This window comes from Bradyrhizobium sp. IC4060 (genome assembly GCF_020193715.1).
Taxonomy (GTDB): domain Bacteria; phylum Pseudomonadota; class Alphaproteobacteria; order Rhizobiales; family Xanthobacteraceae; genus Bradyrhizobium; species Bradyrhizobium yuanmingense.
Genome location: NZ_JADYVJ010000002.1, coordinates 860,284 through 885,531, shown reverse-complemented (window position 1 = coordinate 885,531; position 25,248 = coordinate 860,284). Strand labels below are relative to the sequence as shown.

General features: G+C 63.9%; 19 protein-coding genes and 2 pseudogenes. 11 read left to right on the top strand and 10 right to left on the bottom strand.

Translation table 11 applies throughout. From position 1 onward, the window contains the following. Positions 1–7 precede the first annotated feature (7 nt). Positions 8–1,771 carry an ABC transporter ATP-binding protein gene (locus tag I6F16_RS11040; RefSeq protein ID WP_225112680.1) on the bottom strand — a complete coding sequence of 588 codons (1,764 nt, stop codon included), beginning with the start codon at positions 1,769–1,771 and terminating at the stop codon, positions 8–10. Positions 1,772–2,044: 273 nt separating this feature from the next. On the opposite strand from I6F16_RS11040, the gene I6F16_RS11035 reads away from it, so the two are divergent. After that, positions 2,045–3,115, top strand: coding sequence for a glycosyltransferase family 4 protein (locus I6F16_RS11035; protein WP_036004379.1), 1,071 nt, complete (start codon positions 2,045–2,047; stop codon positions 3,113–3,115). 202 nt (positions 3,116–3,317) lie between these two features. On the opposite strand, the gene I6F16_RS38175 is transcribed toward I6F16_RS11035, so the two are convergent. From I6F16_RS38175 to I6F16_RS11020, 3 genes and pseudogenes are all read right to left on the bottom strand, one after another. Then, positions 3,318–4,598, bottom strand: a complete 1,281-nt coding sequence (locus I6F16_RS38175; RefSeq protein WP_036025977.1) for a TRAP transporter large permease subunit — start codon at positions 4,596–4,598, stop codon at positions 3,318–3,320. Positions 4,599–4,817: 219 nt separating this feature from the next. Next, positions 4,818–5,294, bottom strand: a pseudogene (locus I6F16_RS38170) (TRAP transporter small permease subunit); the annotation flags it as partial. 263 nt (positions 5,295–5,557) lie between these two features. Beyond that, complete coding sequence (locus tag I6F16_RS11020; RefSeq protein WP_225112681.1) at positions 5,558–6,328, bottom strand: methyltransferase domain-containing protein; 771 nt, start codon at positions 6,326–6,328, stop codon at positions 5,558–5,560. Positions 6,329–6,490: 162 nt separating this feature from the next. On the opposite strand from I6F16_RS11020, the pseudogene I6F16_RS11015 reads away from it, so the two are divergent. Further along, positions 6,491–6,643: pseudogene (locus I6F16_RS11015) on the top strand (SDR family NAD(P)-dependent oxidoreductase); the annotation flags it as partial. Between the two features lie 280 nt (positions 6,644–6,923). Here I6F16_RS11015 and I6F16_RS11010 read toward each other — a convergent pair. From I6F16_RS11010 to I6F16_RS10995, 4 genes are all read right to left on the bottom strand, one after another. Further along, positions 6,924–7,541 carry a hypothetical protein gene (locus I6F16_RS11010; protein WP_225173688.1) on the bottom strand — a complete coding sequence of 206 codons (618 nt, stop codon included), beginning with the start codon at positions 7,539–7,541 and terminating at the stop codon, positions 6,924–6,926. 24 nt (positions 7,542–7,565) lie between these two features. After that, positions 7,566–8,195 carry a hypothetical protein gene (locus I6F16_RS11005; RefSeq protein WP_074447514.1) on the bottom strand — a complete coding sequence of 210 codons (630 nt, stop codon included), beginning with the start codon at positions 8,193–8,195 and terminating at the stop codon, positions 7,566–7,568. Continuing rightward, positions 8,192–9,235, bottom strand: a complete 1,044-nt coding sequence (locus I6F16_RS11000) for a TAXI family TRAP transporter solute-binding subunit (protein ID WP_157783996.1) — start codon at positions 9,233–9,235, stop codon at positions 8,192–8,194. The genes I6F16_RS11005 and I6F16_RS11000 overlap by 4 nt, the downstream gene beginning before the upstream one ends. 62 nt (positions 9,236–9,297) lie before the next feature. Next, positions 9,298–10,908, bottom strand: coding sequence for a hypothetical protein (locus I6F16_RS10995; RefSeq protein WP_225112683.1), 1,611 nt, complete (start codon positions 10,906–10,908; stop codon positions 9,298–9,300). Between the two features lie 1,079 nt (positions 10,909–11,987). On the opposite strand from I6F16_RS10995, the gene I6F16_RS10990 reads away from it, so the two are divergent. The 4 genes from I6F16_RS10990 to I6F16_RS10975 all read left to right on the top strand — a co-directional run bounded on the left by I6F16_RS10990 (position 11,988) and on the right by I6F16_RS10975 (position 15,741). Then, on the top strand, positions 11,988–12,647 hold the full coding sequence (locus I6F16_RS10990) for a hypothetical protein (RefSeq protein ID WP_225112684.1): 660 nt from the start codon (positions 11,988–11,990) through the stop codon (positions 12,645–12,647). Between the two features lie 441 nt (positions 12,648–13,088). Next, positions 13,089–14,828 (top strand): sulfate permease, encoded by a 1,740-nt coding sequence (gene sulP, locus I6F16_RS10985; protein WP_225112685.1) that lies wholly within the window; start codon positions 13,089–13,091, stop codon positions 14,826–14,828. Positions 14,829–15,019: 191 nt separating this feature from the next. Next, the gene (locus I6F16_RS10980; protein ID WP_036004340.1) at positions 15,020–15,451 is read left to right on the top strand and encodes a pyridoxamine 5'-phosphate oxidase family protein; all 432 of its coding nucleotides are present in this window, start codon (positions 15,020–15,022) and stop codon (positions 15,449–15,451) included. A gap of 14 nt (positions 15,452–15,465) precedes the next feature. Continuing rightward, positions 15,466–15,741 (top strand): hypothetical protein, encoded by a 276-nt coding sequence (locus tag I6F16_RS10975; protein ID WP_225112686.1) that lies wholly within the window; start codon positions 15,466–15,468, stop codon positions 15,739–15,741. Between the two features lie 157 nt (positions 15,742–15,898). On the opposite strand, the gene cax is transcribed toward I6F16_RS10975, so the two are convergent. Then, positions 15,899–17,002 (bottom strand): calcium/proton exchanger, encoded by a 1,104-nt coding sequence (cax, locus tag I6F16_RS10970; RefSeq protein WP_225112687.1) that lies wholly within the window; start codon positions 17,000–17,002, stop codon positions 15,899–15,901. Positions 17,003–17,426: 424 nt separating this feature from the next. On the opposite strand from cax, the gene I6F16_RS10965 reads away from it, so the two are divergent. Then, on the top strand, positions 17,427–18,815 hold the full coding sequence (locus tag I6F16_RS10965; RefSeq protein WP_225112688.1) for an MFS transporter: 1,389 nt from the start codon (positions 17,427–17,429) through the stop codon (positions 18,813–18,815). Positions 18,816–18,819: 4 nt separating this feature from the next. Here the strand turns inward: I6F16_RS10965 and I6F16_RS10960 are convergent, their stop codons facing one another. Beyond that, entirely contained in the window at positions 18,820–20,424 is a 1,605-nt protein-coding gene (locus I6F16_RS10960; protein WP_036004332.1) for a B12-binding domain-containing radical SAM protein, read from the bottom strand. A 357-nt stretch (positions 20,425–20,781) separates the two neighbouring features. Here I6F16_RS10960 and I6F16_RS10955 point away from each other — a divergent pair, with 357 nt between their 5' ends. The 4 genes from I6F16_RS10955 (at position 20,782) to soxX (ending at position 25,245) form a co-directional block, all read left to right on the top strand. After that, entirely contained in the window at positions 20,782–21,231 is a 450-nt protein-coding gene (locus I6F16_RS10955) for a (2Fe-2S)-binding protein (protein ID WP_225173687.1), read from the top strand. A 12-nt stretch (positions 21,232–21,243) separates the two neighbouring features. Continuing rightward, a complete protein-coding gene (locus tag I6F16_RS10950; protein WP_225112689.1) occupies positions 21,244–23,430 on the top strand; it encodes a molybdopterin cofactor-binding domain-containing protein in 2,187 nt (728 codons plus the stop codon). Positions 23,431–23,534: 104 nt separating this feature from the next. Continuing rightward, positions 23,535–24,806 (top strand): NAD(P)/FAD-dependent oxidoreductase, encoded by a 1,272-nt coding sequence (locus I6F16_RS10945; protein ID WP_225112690.1) that lies wholly within the window; start codon positions 23,535–23,537, stop codon positions 24,804–24,806. Beyond that, complete coding sequence (soxX, locus tag I6F16_RS10940; protein WP_036004323.1) at positions 24,799–25,245, top strand: sulfur oxidation c-type cytochrome SoxX; 447 nt, start codon at positions 24,799–24,801, stop codon at positions 25,243–25,245. Before I6F16_RS10945 ends, soxX begins: the two co-directional genes overlap by 8 nt. The last annotated feature ends 3 nt before the right edge of the window (positions 25,246–25,248 follow it).

Sequence of the window (25,248 nt, the reverse complement as noted above, 5' to 3'; positions counted from 1 at the left end):
TGTTGGTTTACGCGGCGGCTTGCGCGAGCCGGCTCATTTCCTGCGTGACCAGCTCACGATACGGCCCGTGACCCTGCATCAGGCGCTCGGGCGAGCCGTCCTCGATGATCTTACCATTCCTCAACACCACGACACGATCGAAATTGCGCAGCGTCGCAAGGCGATGAGCGATCGCGATCACGGTGCGGCCGCGCATCAGGCGGGACAGCGCCTCGCGGATCGCCTCTTCGGATTCGCTGTCGAGCGCGGCGGTCGCCTCGTCCAGCAGCAGGATCGGCGCGTCCTTCAGGAAGGCGCGCGCGATCGCGATGCGCTGGCGCTGGCCGCCCGACATCTTGACGCCGCGGTCGCCGACCATGGTGTCGAGGCCCTCGGGCAGGCTCTCGACGAAGTCGCAGCGCGCTGCGATCGCCGCGCGCAGCACCTCGTCGTCGGTCGCGTTCGGCCGGCCATAACGGATGTTCTCGCGAATCGAGCGATGAAACAAGGAAATGTCCTGCGGCACGACGGAAATCGCCTCGCGCAGGCTCAGCTGCGTCACCTTCGAGATGTCCTGGCCGTCAATGGTGATATTGCCCTCGTCGACGTCGTAGAAGCGCTGCAGCAGCGTGAACAGCGTCGACTTGCCGCCGCCGGACTGGCCGACCAGTCCGACGCGCTGGCCGGGCTGGAGGCGCAGGCTGAAGCGCTCGAAGATCTTGTCGCTGCCGGGATAGCCGAAGGTGACGTTGTTGTACGCGATGGCCGCGCCGCTTTTGACCAGGGGCTCGGCCTCGGGATGATCGCGGAGCTCGTGCGGCACCAGCAGCGTGGCGATCGCCTCTGTCAGACGCGCGACGTGCTGGGTGACGTCGACCAGCGCCACCGCGAGATCGCGCGTCGCGCTCAGGATCGAGATGCCGAGCGTACAGACCAGCACGACGTCGCCGGTCGTCGCTTGGCCCTTCTGCCAGAGCGAGATCGCCCAGGCCATCAGCGCAATGGTCAGAAGCACGGTGATGACGGCATGCAACAGCCGCAGCTTCTCCAGATAACGCAGGCTGCGGCTGCGCGCGGTCAGCTCCTGGTTCACGGTCGCGTCGAACCGCTCATGCTCGTGGCTGATGCCGCAGAAGGCGCGCACCAGCGGCATGTTGCTGATGACGTCGATCATCTCGCCGTCGACCAATGCGGCCTTGTCGGCGAAATCGTCATGCAGCGGCTTGCCGGCCGCGGCCAGACGAAACATCGCAACCACCATGCCGCCCGCGATCGCGATCAGGCCGAGCGCCATGTAGGGACTGACGGTTCCAATCAGGATGATTGCCGCAATTGTGGCAATGCACGGCGGCAACACATTCCAGACGAACATGTTCTCGACAGTGAACACCGCGTTCGAGGTCGCGGTGATGCGGCTCGTCAGCATGCCCGGCATCCGGTCCGAGAAATAGCTCGGCGCGTGTCCGGTCAGATGACGAAAGATGTCGCGCCGTAAATCGCCCGTGACCCGGACAAAGGTGAAGCTCGCCGTCCAGCTTGCGATCCGCCACAGGAAGTTGTCGGCGGCGATGAGTGACATGAGCAGAATGAATGCCAGCCATACGCCACCGCCATACGACGGACCGGCAGACAAGGCGTCGACCAAAGCTTTGACACCATACTGGGTGCCTACGGAACAGGCAACGGCCCCCACGACCGCGACGAGGATCACCAAATGCGACGCAAGACGACGCCGGAGATAGCGCAAGACAAAGGCAAATGGCCTGCGCGCGTATCCAGAAAGCTGATCCATATGGCTGTCGCCCCGTTATGCTGATTTTCGTTTGTTACTGGTCGAGTGAACATCGACCGCTTCGCCTCGGTTCCCGGGCAATCCCATCACGACATGCGGATGCGGACGATGTGCGAAGATGTAGTGGCAGCATCGCGACGCTCCGCCGACGTGTCGAATATGTAACGTTCGGGGGAAGGAACTTCGCAGGTGCGGGAACGTTCCCTCGTCTGGCATTGCCGGTGCCGTTAAGGCGGGGGTTTCAACATTCATGATCGCAGAGGAGATGGTGAGATGCGCATCGCGCAGGTAGCTCCGTTGACGGAGGCTGTTCCACCCAAGCTGTATGGCGGCACCGAGCGGGTGGTGCATTGGTTGACGGAAGAGCTGGTGGCCCTGGGCCATGACGTGACGCTTTTCGCCAGCGGCGACTCGCGCACATCGGCCAAGCTCGATGCATTATGGCCGCGGGCGCTTCGGCTCGACGGTTCCGTGCGCGATCCCAACGCGCTGCACATGGTGTTGCTGGAGCGGGTGCGGCAAAAATGTGACGACGAGGAGTTCGATTTCCTCCACTTCCATCTCGACTATTATCCCTGGTCGTTGTTCCACCGCCAGCCGACCCCGTTCGTGACGACGTTGCACGGCCGGCTCGATCTTCCCGAGCATCAGCCGGTCTTCAACACGTTCACCAAGATGCCGGTCATCTCGATCTCCAATGCGCAGCGGCGGCCGGTGCCGCAGGCGAACTGGGTGACGACGATCCATCACGGCCTGCCGGAGAAGCTGCTGACGCCGAAGCCGGCGAAACAGGAATACCTCGCCGTGCTCGGCCGCATCGCGCCCGAGAAGGGCGTCGATCGCGCCATCAAGATCGCGACCCATTGCGGCATTCCGCTCAAGATCGCGGCCAAGGTCGACCGTGCCGACCAGGATTATTACGACGAGCTGATCCGGCCGATGATCGAGAACAATCCGTTGGTCGATTTCATCGGCGAGATCAGCGATCACGAGAAATCGGATTTCCTCAGCGGCGCGCTCGGCCTCTTGCTGCCGATCGACTGGCCGGAGCCGTTCGGCCTCGTCATGATCGAGGCCATGGCGTGCGGAACGCCGGTCGTCGCCTTCAACCGCGGCTCGGTGCCGGAGATCATCGACGAGGGCCTCACCGGCTTCATCGTCGAAGACGTCATCAGCGCCGCGGGCGTGGTGAACCGGCTTCCGCAACTCGACCGCGCCGCGATCCGCAAGCAGTTCGAGACCCGCTTCACCGCGCGGCGCATGGCCCTGGACTACCTCGCCGCATATCGCAGCCTGACCGAGGCGCAGGCACCGCGGATCAAGCTGGTGAGCAGCGCAGAGTAGGAAGGCAACTTAGGCGCAAACCTCATGGCCGGGCCAGTACCGGCCATGATTTGCGTAAGCGCCCGGCCCTATCAATTCGTCATTGCGAGCGCAGCGAAGCAATCCAGGATCTTTCCGCGGAGGGACTCTGGATTGCTTCGCTGCGCTCGCAATCACGGAGGACTTGGCGATCTCGAACATCCTTCCTACGCCGCTCACCCCGCTACATCCCCAATAGCCGCGGCAGCCACAGCGACAGGCCCGGCCAATAGGTCACCACCACGAGGAAGCCCAGCATCGTCAGCAGCCACGGCCACACTGCGACCGTGAGCTCGGTGATCCCCATCTTGGCGATGCCCGAGGCGACGTAGAGATTGAGGCCGACCGGCGGATGGCACAGGCCGACCTCCATGTTGACCGTCATCAGGATGCCGAAATGAATCGGGTCGATGCCGAGCTTGACCGCGACCGGAAACAGGATCGGCGCCATGATCAGGATGATCGAGGACGGCTCCATCACATTGCCTGCGAGCAGCAGCAGGATGTTGACGAGCAGCAGGAAACCGATCCAGCCCAGGCCCTGGTCGATCATCCATTGCGCCAGCGCCTGCGGCACGTTCTCGTAGGTCATCAGGAACGAGAACAGCACGGCATTGGTGATGATGTAGAGCAGCATCGCCGAAAGGTTGGCCGACGACAGCAGCACGCGCGGCACGTCGCGCAGCTTCAGGTCCTTGTAGATGAACACCGCGACGATGAAGGCGTAGACCGCGCTGACGGCGGCAGCTTCAGTCGGCGTGAACAGGCCGCTGTAGATGCCGCCGATCACGATCACGATCAGGAGGATGCCCCAGATCGACTTGCGGAACGCATCGAGACGCTCCATGAAGGTCGCCTTCGGCATCCGCGGATAGTCGTTGCGCCAGGCGCGATAGAACGTCGTCATGCCGAGCAGCGTGGCGAGCGCAAGCCCCGGCACGATGCCGGCGATGAAGAGCTTGCCTACCGAGCTGTTGGTGGAGACGGCGTAGAGCACCATCGGGATCGATGGCGGAATCAGAATGCCGAGCGAGCCCGACGTCGTGATCACGCCGGCGCCGAACCGCTTCGGAAAGCCTTGCGCGACCATCGCGGGCAGGATCACTGAGCCGATCGCCACCACGGTCGCCGGCGAGGAGCCGGAGATCGCGGCGAACAGCGCGCAGGCGACCACGCCCGACAGCGCGAGCCCGCCGTACCAATGGCCGACCAGCGAGGTTGCGAAGGTGATCATCCGCCGCGCCACACCGCCATGGGTCAGGAAGTTGCCGGCGAGGATAAAGAACGGGATCGCCATGATCTCGAAATTCTCGATGCCGGTGAACAGCTTCAGCGCCACCGATTCGGTTCGCACGTCGGTCAGCGTGAACATGAAGCTGAGCACGGTCAGACCCAGCGCGATCGAGATCGGCATGCCCGTCAGCATCAGCGAGAGCAGCAGCGCGAACACGATGAAGACGCGCAGGCCCTGCGGCAAGGTGATGACATGGGCCGCATGCGCGAAGCACAGCGCGACGATCAGGACCGGCAGCAGCATCAGGATCCAGCCGAGCGGGCTGCGCTCGTCCCGGACCACCTGGGTGGGCGTGACCGGCGCCGGATGCACCGGATCCGCCTCGACGCCCTCGACGCCCGCCATATCGTGATGCGGCAGCTCGCCGGTGCGGTAGAACGACCAGGCGACCTGCAGGAAGCGGAAGCACATCAGGCCGGAGCCGATCGGAATGGTGAGGTACACCACCCACATCGGCGCCTCGAGGTCGTTGGACTGTTGGCCGCTGTGCCACATGTGGCTGACGAAGGCGGCTCCGAAATAGCCCACGATGGCGGTGAACAGCGCGCCGCACAGCAGGCCGAAGGTGATGATGCGGCGGCGCGAGCCGCCCGGCAGGATGTTGACCAGCACGTCGACGCCGACATGGATGCCGGTCCGCACGCCGTAGGCGGCGCCGAACTTCGCCATCCAGATGAACATGTAGATGCAGAGCTCCTGCGCCCATGACAAATCGAGCGCGGCAAGCCAGGCGAACGTCGCGCGCGCGGGCACCGCCAGGACGGTGAGGTTGCGGGCTTCCGCCCATTTGGCGAGGTCGATCGACAGCCCGGCGCCGTAACGGTGCACCACCGCGACGAAGATGAGCGACGTCGCAGCCGCGATCATCGTCGCGATCAGCCATTCCTCGAGATGATCGAGAAAGCGATTCAGCACACGCAGCAACTTGGTCCCCCCGGATTGGATCATTCAAGCGCAACGGCCGGGAGCGCAATTGCCCCCGACCGTTGGTATTGTTGTTATTGGGCCGCAGCCGTCGGTAACAACGAGAGCTAAGCGCTGCCAAGCTAACGTGATGACCGCCGGATGCGCAAGCCGGCATCCGCGCGTGTCCAAGGCAACGCGTGCTATGCCGCGTTGCGGCAGCGCCATCAGCCTTTGCGCTGGGCGACCATGAAGAGGCGCCGGAACGGGAACAGCGTCTGCCCCGCCGCATTCTTCGGATAGGCCCTTGCGACGCGCATCCCGTAGGCGGCTTCGAACGCGGCCTTCTCCTCGCCTTGGAGCACGTCGAGATAGCGCGTCAGCCAGGTGCCCTTGGTCCATTCCTTCACGGGATTGTCGCCTTCGAGCACCTGCAGATATTCGGTCTCCCAGATGTCGATGTTGGCCGACATCGGCGCGAGCAGATCGTGATAGAAGCCCGGCCCTTCCACCGGCGGCCGGATGACGAGATGCTCCACCTTGGAGCGCCATGGGCCGTCGAGCGCAGTCTCGCCGATCAGCACATGCGAAGGCGCGAGGAAATTGCGCGGCATCTGCACCGCGAGCATGCCCCCGGGCGTCACCTTCTCCATCAGCGACGGAAACAGTGCCGCATGATTGGGCAGCCAATGCAGTGCGGCATTGGAATAGATCAAGTCGTACTGCCCAGCGGGACTCCAATGGCCGAGATCCTCATGTGACCATTCCACGTCAGGCGCGGCCTTGCGTCCTGCCGCGACCATCTCCGCCGAGCCCTCGACCCCGGTCACGCGTGCCTCCGGCCAGCGCTCCGTGATCAATTTGGTGACGTTGCCGGCGCCGGCGCCGAGATCGGCGATCGCGCGTGGGGCAAAATCGGGAATCCGCATCAACAGGTCGACGGCGGGCCGGAGCCGATGGCCGGAGAACTTCAGATATTGCTGCGGATCCCAGACCATCCTTCGACGCCTTTGTTCTTCGTATTTCCCTCGCCAAGGCTCTTGTCCTTCGGCAAGCCTCTTGGTTACCACTGCTCGTCCCGGTCGGGCAATTCGCAAGCCCGCGGGACAGAGCGGCAAACGAACAACAAAAAGCAGGCAGGACCAAGGGAGCGTGCGACCATGGACCTCGGGCTCAAATCGAAAACCGCCGTCGTCACCGGCGCGAGCATCGGCATCGGCCGCGCCATCGCCAGGGGCCGCGCCGCCGAAGGTGTGCGCGTCGTCGGTGTGGCGCGCCGCGCCGACCTGCTCGCCGAGCTGGTGAAGGAGATTGCTACAAGGCAAGTGCACTCCCTCTCCCGCTTGCGGGAGAGGGCTGGGGAATGTTTCCGCAATGGGATAGCCCCGAGAGGAGAAAGCCCTGACCCGCGCCGGAGACTGTCGTCGGGCGCGCCGTCGGCGCAAGCCGGTGGCGTGACCTCTCCCGCATCCGCCTTCGCCAAGGCTTCGGCGGACAAGAGCGGGAGAGGTTGCACCGAGCCCGTGGCAATCGATTCAACCTAAAGCCATTCCGCTCTAACTGCGCATCCGATGGCCCCATTGTCGCCGGACCTCACGGTTTGACGTAGCTCCAGCCCTGTTCCTGCAGCTCCATGACGCGGACGACACCCGATTTGACCACCGTCGCCTGCGGAATCAGATTGATCTCCTTGTTCTCCGCCTTCCGCATATTTTCCTGGGTGTTGCCGCAGCCTTTGAAGGAGATTTCGGGATTGCTCATCGCGAGCACCTCGATGCGTGGCTTTACCGGCGAGCTATCATCGCGCAGCATATGAAGACCGGGACCAAAGGTGACAATCTCGATTGAGACTGGTTCACCGAGATCGCGGTAATATTGCGCGACATTGGTGGCATTGTTGAGCGTGAGGTTCATCATCGCAGGTTCGTTGGAATTGACCTGCAATATTAGCTGGTGCGGCTTTTTGACGATCTCGGGTTTTGTCGCCTGAGCCATCGCCGCCCGTGTCGCAGCGGTTTGCTTGCTCGTGTGAGTCTGCCCCGGCTTGCTCACGTGCATCCGTCTAGTCGGTTGGTTCGGATCGCGTGCCTGATTCTTCTCGCTCATCTGCGGGATCAACTGGTTGTCCTGTTGCGCCTGCACGCTTGGTTCGACCAGAAGCACCATCGCCAGGCCGCCGATGATTGCTATCGTCAACTTCGGATTGATCATCTCGTGTCTCCCGTTCCTTGACCATCACCTTCCCGGTCTGGCGACGCTATGTGGCCATTTGCATGCAGCCGCCATTCTCTTGCGCACGTTCTCGAATCCGCTGAGCAGGAACTGTCCGTCTTGCACCTGACCAGTGCGGGCGAAAAGGCGCACGACGATGTGACCCTCGTCGGGTAGCGCGTTCAGCAACTTTACGACGTCGCCCCCGAAAGCGACGCCGGAGCCGAATGACGGCGACGCCGCCGCGAGTTGCATCGGCGTGTCCGCATTCAGCCGAAAGGAGATGACGTATTCGTTGGCGCTCCGTGACAGCGCCGGTCCGGCGACCGTGACTTCCGTTCGGCCTTTGCGGCAGTGGATTGCGAGTTGCATCGTGGCTCCATCCGAGCCGCCAACCGAAAAGGTGGTGGCGGTGACGACGGGTGAATAGTCGACCGGCGAGGTGGTCTCGCTGATCAGCCAGCCGCCGTCTGACGCCCGCCGCCCGGGCGGCGGAATCTTACGTGACAGTTCTTGCAGGCATTCCAGCCGGCCCCGCCCTTCCATCGCCGAACAAGCCCGAAGTGATTCGACGGCATCGCCCGTGTCTTGCGCGTAAGCGATTCCGCAGGCTACGTTCAAGGCGACGGCGAACGGAGGAACGGCACTCTTCATGGCCTCGCCTGTACGCTGCGTGCCTTGCGATCCAGCCATTCCTGCGCAGCCGGGAAGCGGGTGAGCCCGGGGACGGACGCCGCGAGATTGATGGACTGCCATTTCGGATCGAAGCCTGGTGCCTGCAGGCGGTCAATCCGCGAGAACAGGTACTCGACGAGGCGCGCCACGCGTTGATAGCGGTTTGAGCGTGGCGGCCAGTTGAATGCAACGAGAGCCGTCGGCACGGCAAGAGTCGCAACCCGCTCACCCTGTTTGATCAGATTGGGATACTCGTTGGCGTTCAAGGTCGCCGGCAGATAATAGTCCTCGAACTTCCTGTCGTAATGGACCGGCAGGAACTTGAATCCAGCTTCCCAGCGGCCTCGCACGAAGGCGTCCACGGGCTTCGACGTGATGAACACGACGGCCGACATCTCCCCCTTGCGCATCTGTTCCAGGGCAAGCTGATGCGGAATGAACGTCTTGTCGACGTCGATGCCGAGGCGGCTGAAGATCAGCGGACCGGAATAGGCGGCTGCGGTGCCCTGAGTATTGAAGTTCACCTTCTTGCCGGCAAGGTCCTGCAGGCTCGTGATCTCCGGCCGCACGAAGATGTGCAACTCGGACGGAAACAGATTGAGCAGATAAGTGATGCGGCTTTGGATCTGCGGAACCTGAAGCTTGTACTCCTCGAGCGCGTCGGAATTGATGATCGCGGTATCGACACCACGCAGATAGAGCAGCGCATTCAGATTGTCGGTGGCGCCCCGGGTGACGATCGGCAGGAGATGCAGCTCTGCTCCGTCGTCGACGACACGGGCCATTTCTGCCGCGAGGCGGATCGGCGCGCCCTCGAGCAGGCCGCCGGCGAGCCCGACGGTCCAGGCGTTCATCCGGCCCTTTTCGCTCTCCTGAGGGAGCGGCCGTCGGAGCATTTGTGCATCCGCCTTGGCGGATCTTGCGGTTTGTGCTTCCAGGCAAGTCGTTTGAAGCAGCACGGCAATCGGCACCAGCGCGGCGAGCACGAGCGACGAGAGCGACCTTGGCAGCTTGTTCATGTCGTTCCTTTCCGGATTGCCCACCGTCACCACTCTTCCCGGCATGAATGCAAAGCCCACTCTCAGTGATGCAATGCATCCAGTCGTTCCTTGGCTCCGCGAATGCCGCTCCTCTGTGCCTTCGCGTAGAGCTCGCGCGCCTTGGCCGCCTCGCCGCGCGTTCCATAGGCACCCCAAGCCGACAGAACCGCCGGATCATATGTCTCCGCGAGCATGAAGGTCGCCTGCGCACTGTTCTTCTCAGCCGCAAGCTCGAGCACAATCCGCGCTGCACCGATATTGCCCTGATCGAGCAACGCTCTGGCACGCGGGATCAATCGGGCCTCCACCTCGTCCTGGCCTGGATTCGTCGGCGGCTCCGTTGCGGTCACGTTCTGCGCCGTCGACAAGGTCGGGCCGCCGTTTCTTTGCGCCGCCGGGGCGTGCTGATCGATAAGGCGCGATACCGAGGCGATCTCGCTCTCCCTGGCTTCAGTCCTGCTCCGCTCCCGCTCCAGCGACTGTCGCAGTTCGGCGATCTCCCGGTTCGCTGCCTGTCTCTGCTGCGAGGCTGCATCGTTCGCCTCGCGCAGATGCCCGTTCAGCGATTCGATGACGCCGCGCGTTTGCGCAAGCTTGCTCTCCAGCGCGGCAGCATGAGCCTGGGCCTCTTCGAGGGCACGGCGTTGTTGCTCGGCGTTCGCCGTTGCCGACCGCGCGGCGTCCTCTTGTTGCGCGAGGGCTGCGTTCCTTTCGCGCTCCTGCTGCAAGGACTGCCGCAATTCCGCGATCTCCCCGCCCACCGCCTCGCTTTGCTCCGCCGTCGCACCGTCGGCCGTAGCCGATCCCCCAGTCATGCCGGCAAGCTCGCTCGCGAGGGCGGCGGCGCGTGACTGCGCCTCGTAGCGTTCTTGCTCAGCGCTTGCCGCTATCGCCTGCGCGGCGCTCACTCGGTTCGCCAGGACGGCGCTCTTTTCCCGCTCCTGCTGCAGGGACTGCCGCAGTTCAGCGATCTCCCACGCCGCCGCATCCCTCTGCTGTGCGGCCACCTCGTCCGCCTCGCGCGCCTGCGCGATACGAGCCTCTACTTCGCGGCGGGTTCCGGCAAGTTCGTCCGCGAAGGCGGCGCTGCGGGCTCGCTCAATTTGAAGAGACTGCCGCAGCTCCTCCGTGGCAGTTTCCGCTGCATGCGTGCGCTGGACCGCCTCTTCGAGCTCCCTGCGCGCGCCGGCCAGTTCACCGGAGAGCGCGTCACTGCGCCCGTCGGCGTCGAGCCGTGGTGGCGGGCCCGCCGTGCTTGCGGAGACCGCCTGAATCGGGGCCTTGGACATTTCGCTCTGAAGGAGTGCTGGCGATCCGGTCGCGAAGTCAGGCCGCTGGTCGAGGCCGGCGGCGCTCCCGCCGTCGATTCGAGTTGTTTCGGCAGTCGGTTGTGCCTTGAACGGGTCGAAAGCACCGAGCAGGGTCACCCCAGCGAAGATAAGGGTGACCAGAACGACAGCTGCAATGAGCGAACCACCCGTCTCCTCCGGATCGATATCCTCGGTCTCACCCCACCAATGGGTCCGTGAAGAGCGGAGCGGCGAGCCGCCCCATCTGCCCGTCTCGGGCGACCCGTGACCGAGCTCCTCCGCCGCATCTTCTATTCGGGTGCTTTCTCGGTCCCTGGGTGCAGTATCGATTGATTGGCGCATGCATCACGCCTCTCTCAAGAGCAACTCCAATGGAGCGATCGCCCAGCCTGTTCGCATGGTTTCGGCACCCGATCAGAACACGCGTAGATAATGTGTTGCGGCGCGGCGACACGCCCAAATTAAATATAGCAATTAACTCAAATACATATAATTTTGACCATATTCAAAAGTCAAATTAAATATGCTCGTCGGATGCCGTTAAACAACCTCATACATCGCATGGAATATAGGGCTGGCGCCCCGAATCTGCGTATCTGACCATGTTCTCGTCGCGTCTAGGCATGGAGGAATGACCATGCGCATTGCGTTGCCGTATTTGGGAATTGGCGTCTGTTTGTCTGTTGCCAGCTGGTTGGTGCTCGGGCTTGTGCTCTAGCAGCGGTTTTCCGTAAGAACTCGGAATCGAACTGGGGTGGTCGCGCAAAATCACCGATCCAACGGCGCTTTGATCTTTGGCATGTTCCGATCGCGGTCGGCGACGTCCCTGCCGCGCGTGTCAATCAAATTTCATGAACCTTTGCTATGGTCATCAACACCCATAGGTTTAAGTCCATTCTGTTTCTTGGCCCAGCTGTTCATTTCCTGACAGTCATAGTTTAGGGCGCGTCATGAGTACTCGTGGTCAGTGCGACCGTATTGCGATTCTGCGTCAACGTGTTTTGTCGCTCAGCTCTCAACTGACGGAGCTTCAGAACCTTCGTACCCGCCTGGAAAAGGCTGAGGAACGACGAATGCGCAAACGTTCAAAAGTTACTGGTAGCTTGGCGATGCGACGCCGATCTTGGCAGTAGGCGAGTCGACAGCCCAAGCCCGCGTTGGGAGCGCCTCAAATTTCGAGGATCGTAACTCCCGGATGCGGGTCCTTCACTTGCCTCATCGCGCCCATGCCCGTTACACACCCAGGCGTGTCCCTTCAGTTGTTCTCGTGCCACCACAGCTGGCTCGAGATCGCCGAAACGGCCCGGCTTGACCGCATGAGTGCGCTCGTAGTGTTTTGGGCCTCGCGGGTGCGGTACATCACGGGAGCGGTGATCCCGGTAGATGGGGGGGTTGCGGTATCAGTTCTAGGAATTCATGCGATGCGTTCGACATTGAAGAGCGTGAGGGTTGGGGTCGGTCTCTTGATGCTCCTCGCCGCAGTTCACTTGACCTCCGCCGCGTTCGGCGAGGACAAGCAGAGCGCCGGCAGTCGAGATGAGACTGCCGCCTTCGATCCCATCCCGTTTGGAGGCAGAACGGATTTCCAGGTCTCAGCCCTCGCCGAGGTCCCACGGCAGGTGGCGCGCGCAGCACAACGCGAAAACTGCGACGTCGAAAAAGGCATGAAACAGATTCCGCTTCGCTTCTTGGTCGAGAGAGAGCGCCGTTTCGTCCTCGTATATTGTCAGTGGATCGTGGGAAGTCATCTCGTCTTCGACCTTAAGGACGCGCGCCATCCGAAGCTCGTCGCGTTTCCATTCTTCGCACAGAACACCGGGTTCGGCACCACGCCGCGGCCGGGCCTCATCACCTGGCGAAAGGAGGCCGGCGTGTTCGAGGCTGAGACCGGAACAGACATGTGTCCGAGCTCTCGCCTTCGTCACGTCTACCGCCTGGGAACGACCGAAGGCTATACCAGTGGCACCAGCAGCTTCGTGCTCGTCCGCGTGGATGTCACGGCGCGCGGCTGTGGGGGTGACCAGCCGTGGTCGACGGTGTGGCAAGCACCGAACTGGCCGGAGTCGATGATCGTGCGGTGAGGACGAACGTGAGGGATGGCCAGGTTATCGCACATGACTTGGCCGGTGCGCACGCCTCGTCCTTCGAGACGGCGCTTACGCGCCTCCTCAGGATGAGGCTAATCGGCGTCAGTGTCTTCCGAGACTGCAGCCACACACTCCCTGCTCAGGAGCCCGCCTGAGCGGGCGTCGCGAAGGATGGCACAGAAAAAGGCTCTCGGCCCTTCGGTGGATGGCGGGTTGCGGTATCAGGTCTAGGAGCGAAGGCTCTCGTCCCAAGGATTGCTGCGCCGCGGAATAGTCGGGGTTACGGCAACGTTGATTTGCGTCAAGCGAGTGGTCGAGTCGTTGCGAGATCGTCGCGCGCTATCGGCGAGCCGACACGTGACTGCAGATATCCGTGTTGATCGTCTGTTGACCGGCGATCGCTTCGCATGGCGACCGGCCTTTGGAGTGCGCGCGGTGAACGTTTGGACGCGTTGGGTGCCCGGGATCGATACGCTTCGGTACTACGAAGCGGCCTGGCTTCGGCATGATGTCTTCGCAGGTCTCGTGCTGGCGACCATGCTTGTCCCGGTCGGAATTGCCTATGCCGTGGCGTCCGGTCTGCCGGGCATCCACGGCCTCTACGCGACCATCGTCCCGCTTCTGGCCTACGCGATGTTCGGTCCGAGCCGCATCATCGTGCTCGGACCGGACTCGGCGCTGGCAGCTGTCATCCTCGGCGTCATCGTCCCCCTGTCCGGCGGCGATCCGGTCCGCGCCGCAATGCTTGCCGCCATGATGGCGCTCGTTTCGGGAACGGTGCTCATTGTGGCCGGCATCGCACGGTTAGGGTTCGTGACGGAGCTGCTGTCCAAGCCGATACGGTACGGCTACATGAACGGGATCGCGCTGACCGTTTTGATCAGCCAGTTGCCAAAGCTGCTCGGCTTCTCGATCGAAAGCGAAGGACCGCTGAGAGACCTATGGGCGATCGCCGTTGGGATCGGTGATGGCAAGATCAATTGGGCCGCATTCGCAGTCGGACTTGGTACGTTGATCGTCATCCTGCTGCTCAAGGACAGCAAGCGACTGCCGGGAATCCTGATTGCCGTCGTCGGAGCGACCCTTGTCGTCTCACTCCTTGATCTGGGAACTGGTTATGGTGTGAAAGTCTTGGGGCCACTTCCACAAGGTCTGCCGGCCTTCTCCATTCCCAGGATCGGCTATGGCGATCTGATCCCCGTGCTGGCCGGCGGCTGCGCCATCGCTCTGGTCTCGTTCGCCGATACCAGCGTGTTGTCGCGAACCTATGCTGCTCGTCTGGGCGACAAGGTCGATCCGAACCAGGAGATGGTGGGCCTCGGCGCGGCCAATTTGGCGACCGGCTTTTTCCAGGGCTTCCCGATCAGCAGCAGTTCCTCGCGCACGCCCGTTGCCGAAGCCGCCGGCGCCCGCACCCAGCTCACATGTGTCGTCGGCGCGTTTGCGATCGCGTTCCTTCTGTTGGCTGCGCCAAACCTGTTGCAGCACCTGCCGAATGCCGCATTGGCCGCCGTGGTGATCGCAGCCGCAATCGGCCTGATCGAGATCAGTGATCTCAAACGAATCTACCGGATCCAGCGCTGGGAATTCTGGTTGACCGTGCTGTGCTTCGTGGGCGTAGCCGTGCTCGGCGCAATTCCCGGAATCGGCCTCGCCATCGCGGTCGCCATTGCCGAGTTTCTGTGGGACGGCTGGCGTCCGCACTCCGCAATTCTCGGGCGGGCGCAGGGCGTCAAGGGCTATCACGACATCACGAGATATCCCGATGCCCGCCTGATACCCGGACTGGTGCTGTTCCGCTGGGACGCGCCGCTGTTCTTCGCCAATGCCGAGTTCTTCAAGGAACGTATTCTGGCCGCGGTCGAGCAATCGCCGACACCCGTGCGCTGGCTGGTCGTCGCCGCCGAACCGGTCACGAGCGTCGACGTCACCGCCTGCGACACAATTGCCGAACTGGACGAGGCGCTCCACGTCAGGAGCATCGAACTTTGCTTTGCCGAGCTGAAGGATCCCGTGAAGGACAAGCTGAAGCGGTTCGGGTTGTATGCGCAGGTCGGCGAAGCCCAGTTCTTTCCGACCATCGGCTCGGCCGTCTCGAGCTACCTCCACATCAACAATGTCGAATGGGAGGACTGGGAGGATCAGGTCGAGGTCGGTCGTCACGTCGGGTCTTGACGAGCCGGCCAGCGCGACAACCAGCGCAGGGCCGCACCTGCGGCCATTTTCGGCGAGCATGGCGGCCAACCGCCAGACCGCCGCCGGCAATAAGCGAGTCATTGCTGAACTGCGGGCGCGCACTTCGTGCCCGGCTTCGGGGAACATGGGCCCAATCCAATCGTTGCCTCCGCTCCACTGGAGGAAAGTTCATGCCCAAGAAATCGCTCGCCGAAATCTCAAAGGAAATGGCCGGCATCGACATCGCCATTCTCTCGACGCACACCGAGAACGGCGAGATTGCCAACCGTCCGATGAGCAACAACGGCGACGTCGCCTACGACGGCACCTCGTACTACTTCACCTACGAACAGGCGCGAACGGTATCGGACATCCAACGAAATCCCAAGGTAGCGCTCGGATTCTCATCGGAGGCGGGCCTATTCTCGAAGGGAATCTACCTCGCGGTCGAAGGGACTGCCGAGCTGATCCGCGACAAGGCCGCCTTCCAACAGCATTGGACCAGCGACCTCGACAAGTGGTTCGACAACGGAATCGATACGCCGGGCATCGTCCTGATCAAGGTCAAAGCCAAGCGCATCACTTATTGGACGGGCCGCGAAGAGGGTGAGGTCGTGATCTGACCGACGCGGTGATCGTGCGCCGATTCCTCGATTGGTTCTTCAGGAGCCGCGAAACCGGTGCCATCACCATCGCGCAATGGCCTAACCTCATCCTATGGATCGTGATCGTCGCGGGCCTTCTGCTTTGGATCTGGCCTTCCGCGGGAAGAGCCAGCGTCGCCCTGACAATCGTCTTTAAAAGCGGACTAGTGATTTGGGGCGCCGATGAGATTATCCGCGGCGTGAATCCCTGGCGGCGCTGTCTCGGCGCTGCGGTCGTCGTCTACGAGCTCATCACGTTTGTGCCGTAAGGTGATTTCGACGAAGCACGCCCAACCTTCGCGGTTTGCTGATCCCTGCGCATCGCGCCGCCATGCACCCGGGCTGACGCCGACGATCGCGGCCTGGAACTGGCATTTTCTCGTACGACCAATAGCCTGCCGGAGCGAGATCGAAGGGCACCGAACTTCACCCCTGCCCCGCCGGCGGGACCACGTAGAGCGTCAGCGCGAACACCGCATAGATGAAGATCAGCAGGGCGCCGACGAACCAGGCCGAGCGCCCGCTGGCCGTGATGAAGGCCGACGTCACCGTCGCGATCATCATCATGGTGACGGCCCCCGGCCAGAATTGCAGGTCCATCGGCTTCGGCCCCACGACATAGCTGAGCAGCACCAGAGCGGGCGCGACGAACAGCGCGATCTGCGAGGCGCTGCCGAGCGCGATGCTGACGGCCATGTCGAGCCGGTTCTTGCGCGCCGCGGCGAAGGCCACCGCGAATTCGGCGGCGGCGCCGACCAGCGAGACGACGATGAAGCCGACGAAGGCCGGGCTCATTCCGAAGGTTTCCGCCGCCTTCTGCACCGATTCCACGAAGATCTCGCTGACCAGCGCGACCAGCACGGTGACGACCAGCAGCGTGCCGACGGCCGTTCCGATCGGCCAGTGCGCCTCCTTGTCGTCGTCGCCGTGACCGGCGCTTGCGAACAATTCCTTGTGCGTTCGAAGCGAGAACAACAGGCCGAGCCCGTAAGCTGCGATGAGCAGGACCGAAATGCCGAGGCTGAGCTTGTTGAGGATGCCCCCGCCCTGCGGCAGGTGGTCGAGATCGGCGACCGCCGAAGGCGCAAGCAAGGCGACGGTCGCCATCAGCAATAGGCCGGACGAAAGCCGCGCACCGGCGCGGTTATATTCCTGCACATGATAGCGCAGGCCGCCCAGCAACAGGCAGGCGCCCAGCATGAACACCGCGTTGGTGACGATCGCGCCCGCAATCGAGGCCTTCACCAGCATGTACTGGCCGGCGCGCAGCGCCGTGATGGCGATGATCAGCTCGGTCAGATTGCCGAGCGTTGCATTGAGCAATCCGCCCACGGCATCGCCGGTCTTCGCGGCAACCGCCTCGGTGGCGTGGCTGAGCAGCGCCGCCAGCGGAACGATGGCCAGCACCGCGAGCACAAACAGCAGCGTATGGGAATGTGGCGCCACCGTCTCGGCCACCAGCACGATGGGCACGAAGGCCAGCATCCAGAGCAAAGGGGTATTCCGGATTTCCCTGAGCAGAATCTGCATGTAGCCGCCCTTCCATCGATGCGCTGATGGAAAGTTCGGGCGGCCGCGCAGGTCGAGTGTTGATCTGTCTCAACGTCGGCGTGGTGGAGGCGGCGCAGGACGCGCATGCGGCCTGCTCCCGGCCTGATCGCTGCCACGCTGGCATCCTGCCAGTGTTTTGCCCGACGGGTCAACGTGATCACGGCTGCGACCGCCGTTTGCGACACGGCGGGAAAATGCCTTGTCGATCAAAGGGCCTCCTACTGTGCATGGGGTTGTTTTTCGACTTTTCTTTTGGCCTCGCCCTTGCGCCCGCAGCGCAAGCGCGTCGCCCGACCTTCGCGCATACACAGCATGCAAGCTTGCGCCTGTGGAAGCCGGCGCCTCCGTAGTACATGCCGAACGTCCCCCATGGCTACGCCGCCGGAGCAGCGCGCCAACAAAAATGACGATCACGTTACCTGCCGCCGCGCGCGAGCCCGACCATCCCACCGCCGACGGTCTTCCGTCGACGCAGCGGCGCTGGGCGGTTGCCGCGATCTTCACTGCGCTCGCGATGGCCTCGCTCGACACTGCCATTGCCAACATCGCCCTGCCGGCCATCGCCGCCGACCTGCACGTCACGCCGGAGCAGTCGGTCTGGGTCGTCAACGTCTACCAGATCGCGCTGGTGGCGACGCTCTTGCCGCTCGGAGCGCTCGGCGAGATCGTCGGGCACCAGCGCATCTATCTCGGCGGCCTGATCCTGTTCACCATTGCCTCGCTGTTCTGCGCGGTGGCCTGGTCGCTCGACAGCCTGTTGCTGGCGCGCGCGCTGCAAGGGCTGGGCGCGAGCGGCATCATGAGCGTCAACACCGCGCTGGTGCGCTTCGTCTATCCCGGCCGCATGCTCGGCCGCGGTTTCGGCCACAACGCGCTGGTGGTCGCGACCGCCTTCACCATCGGGCCCTCGATCGCCTCTGCCATCCTCGCGCTCGGACCGTGGCCGTGGCTGTTCGCCGTCAACATCCCGTTCGGCCTCATCGCGATCGGCATTGGCTTTGCCATGCTGCCGAAGACCCCGCGCGCCGATCACGGCTTCGACTTGCTCGGCGCGATCCTGGCCACCGCCTGCCTCGGCCTGTTCATCACCGGCATCGGCAGCGCCGCGCACAATCTGTCGCCATTCGTGGTCGGCATCGAGCTGGTCACCGCCCTCGTGCTCGGCGTGATCCTGACCCGCCGCCACGCCGATCATCCCGCGCCGATGCTGCCGATCGACCTGTTCGCCAGGCCGATGTTCGCGCTGTCGGCGGCGACGGCGGTGTGCTCCTTCGCCGTCCAGGGCCTCGCCTTCGTCTCGCTGCCGTTCTATTTCGAGGATGTGCTCGGCCGCTCGCAGGTCGAGACCGGCTTCTTCATGACGCCCTGGCCGCTGGTGGTCGGCATCATGGCGCCGATCGCAGGCCGCCTCTCCGACCGCCATGCCGTCGGCCTGCTCGGCGGCATCGGGCTCGTGCTGCTCGGTCTCGGCATGGCGCTGCTGGCGACGCTGCCGCCCAATCCCGCCATTGCCGACATCATCTGGCGGATGGTGATCTGCGGCATGGGCTTCGGCTTCTTCCAGGCGCCGAACATGAAGGCGGTGATGGCAAGCGCGCCGCCGCACCGCAGCGGCAGCGCCTCCGGCATCGTCGCGACCGCGCGCCTGACCGGGCAGACCACCGGCGCGGCGCTGGCCGCCGCCTGCTTCGCACTCGCTGGCCACGAGGGCGCGACGCTGGCGCTGGCGCTCGGCGCGGGCTTTGCCGCGCTCGGCAGCGTGATGAGCTTCCTGCGGCTCGCGGTGAAGTAAGGCCTCAGGCCGCCGTCACGCCGACAGCCACAGGAGAGACGGCCTCGTTGTCCAGCGCGGCCAGGCGCTGGTCGATCGCCGCGATGACCTTGCGGGAGTACGGTCCGAGATGCGCATAGGCCGCGATCATCTGCACGGCGATGCGCGCGGACGACGTGTCGCGCTTGGCGCAGTTCATGAAGGTCTGCCAGAGCGGCCCCCGCGCCTCAGGAAGCGCGGACACCACCTTGTGCACGGTCTCCATGGCTCCGAGCTTGGAGCGGATATCGCCTTCGGCAAGCTCGGAACGCTGCCTCGACCGGTCGAGCAGCGTCATCAGGCGGTCGACACGTGCTGCATAGGCCGCCGGGCTGTAGATGTGTTCCAGCACCCGCTTGTAGTCCGTCAGAATGTCGCGCAACGGGCGGACCGGATCGAAATTGATGCCCGCCGTGCACTGATCGGCGCCAATCGTCGGCGCCACGTCGTGCCCGGAATGCAGCCGGCCTTCGCGCTCCAGCCGGCGCGTGAGCTGCGTGTTGGGCAAGGCATAGAGCAGGCCGACCATGGCGACGGGGATTGCCGCCTCCTCGATGAAGTCGATCATCGCCTCCGCCATCGAGACCTTCTCGTTGTCGAAGCCAACGATGAAGCCCGCGGTGACGAGCATGCCGGCGGCGTAGATCTTGTGGATGCTCTCGGCGATGTTGCGCCGCGTGTTCTGCTTCTTGCGCATCGCGACCAGCGTCGCCGGGTCCGGACTTTCGATGCCGACGAAGATGCCGAAGAAATTGGCCGCACCCATCAGCTCCAACAGCTCCGGGTCGTCGGCGAGATTGACCGAGGCTTCCGTGGAGAATTCGAACGGATAGCCGTGCGTGCGCTGCCATTCGGCGAGCTTCGGCAGGAACTGCCGTAGCGACTTCTTGTTGCCGATGAAATTGTCGTCGACGAAGTCGAGATGGCCGCGATAGCCCATCTTGTAGAGCGTCTCGAGCTCGACGAACATCTGCTCGATCGTCTTGGTCCGCGGCACGCGCCCGTAGAGCTCGATGATGTCGCAGAACTCGCAGGTGAAGGGACAGCCGCGCGAATATTGCACACCGAGATAGAGATAGTCCTCGAACTTGAGCAGGTCGAAACGCGGCACCGGCGTCTTGGTGACGTCGGCCTGGAACTTCGGTGCGGTGAAGAGGCCGGATCGCGCGCCGCTCTCCCAGGCCGCGATGAATTCGTTCATGACGCTCTCGGCCTCGCCGAGCACCCGGAAATCGGCCCGTTCATAGATATGGGGGCTCGAGGTGGGGTCGGGTCCGCCGACCACGACCGGCTTGCCGGCAGCGCGGCAGAGCTCGATCAGACGCAACGTGTCGGCCTGCTGGGGCAACATTCCGCCGGTGAAGACGACGTCGGCCCAGGCGAGATCCTCCTCCCCGAACGGCGCGGTGTTGCAATCGATCAGCCGGACGGTCCAGCTCTCGGGCAGCATCGCGGCGACGGTGATCAGGCCCAGGGGGGCGGCCGGGCGCTTGACGCCCAGCACTTTGCAGGACTCGCCGAAGGTCCAGAAGGACTCTGCCGAGAACAGCGGGTAGAGCATCAGTACGTTGCAGGGACTCGGCACGTTCATGGAACTCCTTTTGCGTCGGCGCAGTGTACCAAAGCGCCCGCGACTTGCACCCCGGCAATAGGGACAAACTGTCGCCGCAGCGCAAGCCGCGCGGGGCCCTGGAACCGGCATTCACAGCCGGACGTCGCCTCAAGCCGCGGATTGGCGCCCTCGGAACAAGGCCTCAAGTCCGAATCGATTGCGAAGGGATGAGCCAAAACGGCGTCCCGGTCCATACCCAGAGCGGGGGCCAAGCGCCCTGGTCGCGCTCGGTTTGTTGATTTGAACCTCGGACTGTTGATTTGAACCGTTCCAGTTTGCCGCACACATTGCGCCCCTGAGTTCAATCGGTGGATTGGGCCAATCAGGGGACTTGCGATGGCAAACCTAACAATCAACGGAAAACCCTTCACGCTCGACGTCGAGCCGGATACGCCGCTGCTCTGGGCAATCCGCGAGAATGCCGGCCTGACCGGCACCAAATACGGTTGCGGCATTGCACAATGCGGTGCCTGCACGGTTCACCTCGATGGCGTTGCGATGCGCTCCTGCGGCATCTCGATCAGCGAGGCCGAGGGCAAGCAGATCACCACCATCGAGGGGCTCGCCTCGGGCAATACGCTGCACAAGGTGCAGGAGGCCTGGATCGCCCAGGACGTGCCGCAATGCGGCTATTGCCAGAGCGGCATGATCATGGCGGTGGCCGCGCTCTTGAACGAGAAGCCGAAGCCGACCGACGCCGACATCGACGAGGCCATCACGAATATCTGCCGCTGCGGCACCTTCCAGCAGGTGCGCGAGGCGATCCACACGATCGCGAGCGCGTAAGGAAATCCCCACATGAACAAGCATATATCGCCGCGGCTCAACCGCCGCGCCTTCGTCATCGGCACCGCTGCGGTCGGTGCTGGCCTTGCCATTGGCCTCGACCTGCCCTTCGGCGGCCCCGCCGTGGTCCGCGCCGCCGACGGCTCGCCGGAGATCGGCGCCTGGGTCGTGGTCAGGCCCGACGACACCGTGGTGATCCGCATCGCCCGCTCGGAGATGGGCCAGGGCTCGCTGACCGGCCTCGCCCAGCTCGTTGCCGAGGAGCTCGAATGCGACTGGACCAAGGTCACAACCGAATATCCGACGCCCGGCCAGAGCGTCGCGCGCAAGCGCGTCTGGGGCGATTTCTCGACTGGCGGCAGCCGCGGCATCCGCTCCTCGCAGGACTATGTCCGCAAGGGCGGCGCCACCGCGCGCGTGATGCTGATCCAGGCCGCAGCCGACGCCTGGAAGGTGCCGGCCTCCGAATGCAGGGCCCAGAACAGCGTCATCACCCATACGCCCTCGGGCCGGACCACGACCTATGGCAAGGTCGCCGAAGCTGCGGCGAAGCTGACGCCGCCGGCGGACGTCAAGCTGAAAGATCCGAAGGACTGGAAGCTGATCGGCAAGGGCGTCAATCGGCTCGACACCGCCGACAAGACCACCGGCGCGATGATCTACGGCGTCGACGTCAAGCTGCCGGGCATGCTGAACGCCGCGATCAAGGACTGCCCGGTGTTCGGCGGCAAGCTGAAGAGCTTTGACGAAGCCAAGATCGCCAACATGAAAGGCGTCAAGAAGGTGGTCAAGGTGGGCGATACCGCGGTCGCGGTCGTTGCCGACACCTGGTGGCACGCCAAGACCGCGCTGGAGGCGCTGCCGATCGTCTGGGACGAAGGCGACAACGCCAAGGTCTCCAGCGAGTCGATTGCGAAATGGCTGGCCGAGGGCCTCGACAATGCGCAGCCGGCCTATGTCGGCAACAAGAACGGCGACGCGAAGGCCGCGATTGCCGGCGCCGCCAAGAAGGTCGAGGCCGTCTACTCCTATCCCTACCAGAACCACGCCACGATGGAGCCGATGAATGCCACCGCGCTCTACACGGCGGACCGATGCGAGGTCTGGTGCGGCACGCAGAACGGCGAGGCGGCGTTTGCAGCGGTGCTGGAAGCGTCCGGCCTGCCGCCGGAGAAGTGCGACGTGCACAAGGTGATGTTAGGCGGCGGCTTCGGCCGGCGCGGCCAGACCGACTATGTCCGCCAGGCGGTTATGATCGCCAAGCAGATGCCGGGCACGCCGATCAAGCTGCTGTGGTCGCGCGAAGAGGACATGGCGCACGGCAGGTATCACCCGATCACCCAGTGCAAGATGACCGGCGCGTTCGATGCCAACAACAACCTGATCGCGCTGCACTACCGCCTGTCCGGGCAATCGATCCTGTTCTCGCTCCGCCCCGAAGCGTTGCAGAACGGCATGGATCCCGCGGCATTCCAGGGCGTCGCCCAATCCGGCGAAGCCGCATTCGGCTATTCGGTGCCGAACCTTCTGGTCGAGCATGCGATGCGCAACCCGCACGTCCCGCCCGGCTTCTGGCGCGGCGTCAACGTCAACCACAACGCGATCTACATGGAATGCTTCATGGACGAGCTCGCCCATGCCGCAGGCCAGGATCCCCTCGAATTCCGTCGCAAGCTGATGGGCAACCACCCCAAGCACCTCGCGGTGCTCAATGCGGTGGCCGAGAAGATCGGCTGGACCACGCCGGCGCCGCAAGGCGTCTATCGCGGCATCGCGCAGGTGATGGGCTATGGCAGCTATGTCGCCGGCGCCGCCGAGATCTCAGTGACAGAGGGCAGCAAGATCAAGGTGCATCGCATCGTCGCCTCCACCGACCCCGGCTACGTCGTCAATCCGGCGCAGGTGGAGCGACAGGTCGCCGGCTCCTTCGTCTATGGCCTCTCCGCGCTGTTCTACGGCGGCTGCACGGTGAAGGACGGCAAGATCGAGCAGACCAACTTCGACACCTACAACTCGATGCGCATCAACGAGATGCCGAAGGTGGAGGCGGTGATGGTGCCGAGCGGCGGGTTCTGGGGTGGCGTCGGCGAGCCGACCATCGGCATCGCGGCGCCGGCGGTGCTGAACGCGTATTTCGCTGCGACCGGCAAGCGCATCCGCCATGTGCCGCTGCGCGACCAGAACATCACCTTCGCGTAAAGCATGATCCGGAGAAGTGTGGAGCGGTTGTCCGAAAAGATCATGCTCAAAGGACAAATCGCGGCGGCCGTATCGGCCGCCGCAGCATTTTCCGGACAGGTCTCATGAATGCGCCGGTGACGCGGCGGAATGCCGTCCTCGGCATCGCCGTCGCGGCTACATCGCTCGCCGCCCCTTCGATCCTGCGCGCGCAATCGGCGGGCCGCGTCGTCGTGGTCGGCGGCGGCTTCGGCGGCGCCGCTTGCGCCCGCGCGCTCAAGCGCGCCGATGCTAAATTGCAGGTCACCCTGATCGAGCCGAACAAGACTTACATCTCCTGTCCCTTCAGCAACGAGGTGATCGCGGGCCTGCGCGAGATCGAGGCGCAGCAGTTCGCCTATGACAAGCTTGCCGCCGGGGGCATCAGCATCGTCACACAGGCTACGACGAACATCGACACGCAAACACGTCGTGTGACGACGGGCGATGGCACCACGTTCGGCTATGACCGCCTCGTGCTCTCGCCCGGCATCGACTTCCATTTCGAAGCCCTGCCCGGCTACGACGACGCCGCATCGGAGACGATGCCGCACGGCTGGAAGGCCGGCGCGCAAACGCTTTTGCTGCGCCGGCAATTGGAAGCGATGGCGGACGGCGGCACGATCGCCATTGCAATCCCGGCCAATCCTTCCCGGTGCCCGCCAGCGCCCTACGAGCGCGCGAGCCTGATCGCGCATTACCTGAAGTCGAGAAAGCCGCGGTCGAAAGTTCTGATCCTCGATGCCAAGGACGCGTTCTCTCAGCAGCGGCTGTTCGAGAAAGCGTGGAAGGAGCTCTATGGCGACATGATCGAGCGCGTCGCACTGTCGCAAGGCGGCCGCGTCACCTCGGTCGATCCGACGATGCGAACCATCGTCACGGAGTTCGGCAACTACACCCCTGACGTCGCCAACGTCATCCCGCCGCAGCGCGCGGGGCGCATCGCCGCCATCGCGGGCGCTGCGGACGCGACGGGCTGGTGCCCGATCGATCCCGTCACGTTCGAGTCGAAACTCGTTTCGAACGTCCACGTCATCGGCGATGCCTGCCTCGGCGGCGGCATTCCCAAATCAGCATCCGCTGCGAGCGCGCAAGGCAGGGCCTGTGCTGGCGCGATCGTGAATCTCTTTGCAGGCCGCGCGCCGGAGACGCCACGCCTGACAGGCGTCTGCTACAACGTCGTCGCGCCCGGTTACGGCTTTTCGTTGGCCGGCAACTACGAGCCCAGGGGCGACATCTTCGCCGAGGTCGAGGGCGGCGCCACCAGCCCGGTCGACGCGCCGCGCGAATTGCGCGCCCGCGAGGCGGACGAGGCCGAGCGCTGGTTTGAAACCATCACGGCGGACACCTTTGGCTAGAGCACCGATCCATATCGCAGCGCTGATCTCTGCCAGCCTCGCCTGCAGCGCGAGCGCGGACGAGCTCGTGCCCTACACAATCGTCGGCGACGGCATTCCCGCCTCGCTCACCGGCTCGCCCAGCGATGCCACGCGTGGGCGCGCGCTGGTGCTCGCACGCACGACGACCTGCATCCTCTGCCATTCCGGCCCATTTCCGGAAACGCGGTTCCAGGGCGACCTCGCGCCTGATCTTGCCGGTGCCGGGAACCGGTGGTCCGCGAGCCAGTTGCGGCTTCGACTGGTCGATGCCTCGCGCTTCAATCCGGACACCATCATGCCGTCCTATTATCGCAACGACGGCCTCGTCCGCGTCGGACGCAACTTCGCCGGCAAGCCGATCCTGTCGGCTGCGGAGATCGAGGACATCGTGGCTTTTCTTGCAACGCTTCGGGACTAGGTT